Source organism: Brevundimonas sp. (assembly GCF_032107865.1).
Taxonomy (GTDB): domain Bacteria; phylum Pseudomonadota; class Alphaproteobacteria; order Caulobacterales; family Caulobacteraceae; genus Brevundimonas.
The window spans coordinates 15,687-21,318 of the sequence record NZ_DAMCNG010000028.1 but is presented as its reverse complement, the minus strand read 5'-3'; the positions used below and the strand labels follow the sequence as shown (position 1 = coordinate 21,318).

At 66.3% G+C, this 5,632-nt stretch carries 4 protein-coding genes and 1 pseudogene; all 5 read left to right on the top strand.

Annotation, left to right across the window (positions count from 1 at the left end; translation table 11 throughout):
* The first annotated feature begins 100 nt into the window (after positions 1 to 100).
* Positions 101 to 595 carry a copper chaperone PCu(A)C gene (locus tag RT567_RS04565; RefSeq protein ID WP_313574643.1) on the top strand — a complete coding sequence of 165 codons (495 nt, stop codon included), beginning with the start codon at positions 101 to 103 and terminating at the stop codon, positions 593 to 595.
* A gap of 73 nt (positions 596 to 668) precedes the next feature.
* Positions 669 to 1,766 (top strand): redox-regulated ATPase YchF, encoded by a 1,098-nt coding sequence (gene ychF, locus RT567_RS04560; RefSeq protein ID WP_313574641.1) that lies wholly within the window; start codon positions 669 to 671, stop codon positions 1,764 to 1,766.
* Positions 1,767 to 1,896: 130 nt separating this feature from the next.
* Entirely contained in the window at positions 1,897 to 3,183 is a 1,287-nt protein-coding gene (locus RT567_RS04555; protein ID WP_313574640.1) for an O-acetylhomoserine aminocarboxypropyltransferase/cysteine synthase family protein, read from the top strand.
* Between the two features lie 109 nt (positions 3,184 to 3,292).
* Positions 3,293 to 4,957, top strand: coding sequence for a M28 family metallopeptidase (locus RT567_RS04550; protein WP_313574638.1), 1,665 nt, complete (start codon positions 3,293 to 3,295; stop codon positions 4,955 to 4,957).
* A 105-nt stretch (positions 4,958 to 5,062) separates the two neighbouring features.
* Positions 5,063 to 5,632: pseudogene (locus tag RT567_RS04545) on the top strand (peptidase M28); the annotation flags it as partial.

Sequence of the window (5,632 nt, the reverse complement as noted above, 5' to 3'; positions counted from 1 at the left end):
TGACGGGACTGAGCCTCGTGGCCGCCCTGCTGCTCGACCGAGCCGTGCGTGCGTTCACCGGGTCCAAGCCCGTCGCAGCCTCTTGATAAGGAGCTTCAACATGAAACGTCTGTTCGCCCTGACCGCCTTGTCGGCCGCCGCCCTGACCCTCGCCGCCTGCGGCCAGCCCGCCGAAAAGTCGGCCGAAACCGCCAAGGACGCCACGGTCGCCCCCGGCACGGTCCAGGTCGCCGACGCCTGGTGCCGCCCCACGCCCAACGGCGCCAAGGCCGGGGGCTGCTACCTGACCCTGACGGCAGGCTCCGACGACCGTCTGGTCAGCGTCTCCACCGCCCTGGCCCAGTCGGCCGAGGTGCATGAGATGAAGATGGAGAACGGGGTCATGAGCATGGCCCACCTGCACGACGGCCTGCCCCTGCCCGCCGGAACCCCGGTCGAGTTGAAGCCCGGCGGCAACCACATCATGCTGATGGGCCTGCGCGATCCGCTGGTCGACGGCAGCGTGGCCTCCTTCACCCTGACGTTCGAGAAGGCCGGTCCCATCGGCGTCCACGCGGCGATCAAACAGCCGCCGGTGGTGGATTCGGAAGAGTAAAACCCTCTCTTGGCGGCGCGAGCCTGACAAACCGGCCCGAACCGGCTAAAGGCTCGCGCTCACGAGGAATACCATGGCTCTTAAAGTCGCGATCGTCGGCCTGCCCAACGTCGGCAAGTCCACCCTGTTCAACGCCCTGACCAAGACGGCGGCGGCCCAGGCGGCCAACTATCCGTTCTGCACCATCGAGCCGAACACCGGCGACGTGGCCGTGCCGGAACCGCGTCTGAACACCCTGGCCTCCATCGCCGGGTCCAAGGAGATCATCCCCTCGCGGATCACCTTCGTGGACATCGCCGGTCTGGTGCGCGGCGCGTCCAAGGGCGAAGGGCTGGGCAACCAGTTTCTGGCCAACATCCGCGACTGCGACGCCATCGCCTTCGTCGCCCGCTGCTTCGTCGATGACGACATCACCCACGTCGAAAACCGCATCGACCCCATCTCGGACCTCGAGATCATCGAGACCGAACTGATGCTGGCCGACCTCGAAAGCCTTGAGCGTCGCCGCGTCCAGATCGAGAAGCGCGCCAAGGGCGGCGACAAGGAATCCCAGCTGAACCTGAAGCTGATCGACGCCGCGCTCGAAAAGCTGCGCGACGGCAAGCCCGCGCGCCTGGCCGAGGTGTCCAAGGAGGACAAGAAGGCCTGGGACATGCTGCAGCTGCTGACCGCCCTGCCCGCCCTCTATGTCGCCAACGTCGAGGAAGCCTCGGCCGACAAGGGCAATGAGCTGTCAGATCTGGTGGCTAAGCGCGCCGCCGAGGACAACGCCAACTCGGTGGTCATCTCGGCCCAGATCGAGTCGGAAATCGCCGTCCTGGACGACGAGGAGCAGAAGGAGTTCCTCGAGACCCTGGGTCTGGAAGAGCCCGGCCTGAACCGCCTGATCCGCGAAGCCTACAAACTGCTGGGCCTGCAGACCTACTTCACGGTCGGCCCCAAGGAAGCGCGCGCCTGGACCATCCCCGTCGGCGCCACCGCACCGCAGGCGGCAGGCGTGATCCACACCGACTTTGAAAAAGGCTTCATCCGCGGCGAAACCATCGCTTTCGACGACTATGTCGCACTGAAGGGCGAAGCCGGCGCCAAGGAAGCGGGCAAGATGCGCGCCGAAGGCAAGGCCTATATCGTCAAGGACGGGGATGTGATGCATTTCCTGTTCAACAACTAGGCCATTTCCTCAGGGCGGTTAGAAAATCTGACCGCCCTGATAGAATTACTGAAATTCCATACCCTTGCAGGTATCGCCAAAGCCCTGGATGAATCAGCCCGACTGCCGCTGAAAATTCTCCAGGGACGCCATGAAGTTCGATACCATCGCCGTGCACGCCGGCTATTCGCCCGACCCGACCACCAAGTCGGTCGCCGTGCCGATCTATCAGACTACCAGCTACGCCTTCGACGACACCCAGCATGGGGCGGACCTGTTCGACCTGAAGGTGGCAGGCAACATCTACACCCGCATCATGAACCCGACGTCCGACGTGCTGGAGCAGCGCCTCGCGGCGCTGGAGGGCGGCATTGCGGCGCTGACCGTGGCCTCGGGCCAGGCGGCGATCACCTATGCGATCCTGACCATCGCCGAGGCGGGCGACAACATCATCGCCACCTCGACCCTGTATGGCGGCACCTACAATCTGTTCGCCCACACCCTGCCTCAGTACGGCATCACGGTGCGCTTCATCGACGCCGCCGACCCGGCCGCCATCGCCGCCAATACGGATGAGCGCACCAAGGCCGTCTTCTGCGAATCCATCGGCAATCCTCTGGGGAATGTCGTCGACTTCGGCGCCTTGGCCGACGCGGCGCACGCGCAAGGTCTGCCGCTGATCGTCGACAACACCGTGCCGACCCCCTATCTGACCCGCCCGATCGAGCATGGGGCGGACATCGTCATCCACTCCCTGACCAAATACATCGGCGGCCACGGCACCAGCATCGGCGGCGCCATCGTGGACAGCGGCAACTTCCCCTGGGCCGAGCACAAGGCGCGCTTCCGCCGCCTGAACGAGCCGGAAGTCAGCTACCACGGCGTCGTCTACACCGAGGCGCTTGGCCCGGCGGCCTTCATCGGCCGGGTGCGGACAGTCCTGCTGCGCAACACCGGGGCGGCCATCTCGCCGTTCAACAGCTTCCTGATCCTGCAGGGTCTGGAAACGCTGGCCCTGCGGATGGACCGTCACGTCGAGAACGCCACCGCCGTCGCCCAATGGCTGAAGGCTCACCCCAAGGTGGAATGGGTCAACTACGCCGGGCTGGAAGACCATCCGTCCAACCCGCTGATTAAGAAGTACTTCGACGGCAAGGCGTCGGGCCTGCTGACCTTCGGCGTCAGATCCGTTGAAGAGGGGGGCGGACGCGAGGCCGGCGCCCGCTTCCAGGACGCGGTGAAGATCTTCACTCGCCTGGTCAACATCGGCGACGCCAAGTCGCTGGTCTGCCACCCGGCTTCGACCACCCACCGCCAGCTGTCGCCCGACGAGCTGAAGAAGGCGGGCGTGACCGAGGACACCGTGCGCCTGTCGGTCGGCATAGAACACATCGACGACCTGATCGCTGACCTGGATCAGGCCCTGGCCGCCGTCTGATCCTACGACCTATCCCAGCCAGGCGTCGCCGACGCGGCGCTTGGCTGTCGACTCCGCCGATCCGGCTCACTACGGTCCCGCCATCGAATTCTCCGAGGGGTGAGACTGTATGCGTATTTCATCTTCCGTCGCCGTCCTGGCGTTCGCCGCGGCCCTGGCCGGCGGCGCCGCCGCTCAGGCCCAGACCGCTCAGGCCCAGACCGCGCCCGCTTTCGACGCCGCGCGCATTTCCGAGGACATCCGCGTCCTGTCGGACGACAGCTTCGAGGGACGCGGCATCGCCACCCCGGCCGAGCAGAAGGTCATCGACTATCTGAGCCGTCAGTATGCGGCCGCAGGCTTCGCCCCCGGCGGCGAAAACGGCGGCTGGACCCAGGCGGTCGGCCTGAACCGCTTCAGCGTCTCCAACGTCTCGGGCCAGTTGAAGCTGGGCGACTGGAGCCAGTCGCTGACGCAAGGCCAGGAAGTCACCATGACCACCCGCCTGCCCGGCGCGGCGGTCGACCTGAAGGACAAGCCGCTGGTCTTCGTCGGCTACGGCATCAGCGCGCCTGAGCGCCAGTGGAACGACTTCAAGACCGACGTGCGCGGCAAGGTGATCGTGGTCCTGGTCAATGACGCCGACTTCGAAGATCCGTCGCTGAACACCTTCGGCGGCGAAGCCATGACCTACTACGGCCGCTGGACCTACAAGTTCGAGGAAGCCGCGCGCCAAGGCGCCGCCGGCGTGCTGATCGTGCATGAGACCAAGCCCGCCTCCTACGGCTGGACCACGGTCGCCAACTCCTGGGGCGTGCCGCAGTTCGACATCGTGCGCGCCGATCCGTCGGCCGAGCGCGTCGCCATGGAAGGCTGGATCCAGCGTGATCTGGCTGTCGACCTGTTCCGCCGTGCGGGTCTCGATTTCGAGCAAGAGAAGATCAAGGCGCGCAGCCGCGACTTCCAGCCCGTCGATCTGACCGGCGCGACCCTCGACGCCAAGTTCGACGTGAAGTCCGAACGCATCGTCACCCACAACATCGTGGCCAAGCTGGAAGGTTCGACCCACCCGGACGAGACCATTCTCTACACCGGCCACTGGGACCACATCGGCATGGGCGAGCCGGACGCCAACGGCGACCGCATCTTCAACGGCGCCATCGACAACGCCTCGGGCACGGCAGCCCTGCTGGAGATGTCGCGCCAATGGTCGGCCGGACCGCGCCCTGAGCGCACCATCGTCATGATCAGCTTCACCGGCGAGGAAAGCGGCCTGCTGGGTTCGGAATTCTACGCCGCCAACCCGCTGTATCCGGTGGAGAAGACCGTCGGCGGCTTCAACATCGACTCGGCCGCCGTCTTCGGTCGGATGAACAAGCTGGGCGTGACCGGCTACGGCCATTCGGAACTGGACGAGCCGGTGATCGCGGCGGCGGCGGCGCAGGGGCGCGGCTTCGTCGGCGACGCCGGCGCCGCAGCGGGCATCTACTTCCGCTCCGACCACTTCCCGCTCGCCAAGAAGGGCGTGCCGATGGCTTACCTGTCCTCGACGGGCGAGTTCGTCGACGCTCCGATCGAGCCGCGTCTGGCGCGCGCCGCCGATTACCGCGCCAACCGCTATCACCAGGCGGCGGACGAGTGGGAGGCCGATTGGGACTACTCGGGCATGCTTCAGGATCTGGATGTCATGTTCAAGGTCGGTCAGGATCTGGCCAACAGCCGCACCTGGCCGGAATGGAAGTCCGGCTCGGAGTTCGGCCCGGAACGCGCCAAGAGCGCCGCTCAGCGCCGCTGATCCGACCTTTCGGTCGAACATGACGAAAAAGTAAGGGGCGGCCTCGCAAGGGGCCGCCCTAAGACTATGGAGAACGGCCTCGTGGGGAAGGTCGAAGGAAACGCCATGCACCATCGCTTCATTCGCGGCGTCGCCGCCGCCGCGTTGATCCTCGTCGCGGGCGCCGCCTCGGCTCAGGACTTCTCGGTCCAGCGCCTGTCCGACGACATCCGCGTCATCAGCGCCGACGACTTCCAGGGCCGCTATCCCGGCACTGAGGGCGAGCAGAAGACGCTGGACTGGCTGCAGGCCCAGTATGAAGCCATGGGGCTGGAGCCTGGCGGTCCGGACGGCCAATGGCTGCAGGTCATCGATCTGAAGCGTCTGACGCCCAGGGGCGAGCCCACGCTGACCTGGACCGGCGCGACCTCCGGCGGCCGCGCCCTGACGGCCGGGGCCGACTTCACCCTGCGCGCCATGAACGACCATGCGGCGGGCGAGGTGATCGACGCCCCCGTCGTCTTCGCGGGCTACGGCATCCACGCGCCCGAGCGAGGCTGGGACGACTACGGCGATCTGGACGTGACCGGGGCGGTCATCCTGGTCGTGGCGGGCGAACCCGACGGCGAACTGTTCAACGGCCCCTACGCCACCAACTACCAGTCCGCCGCCTATAAGGCCGACGAGGCCAGGCGG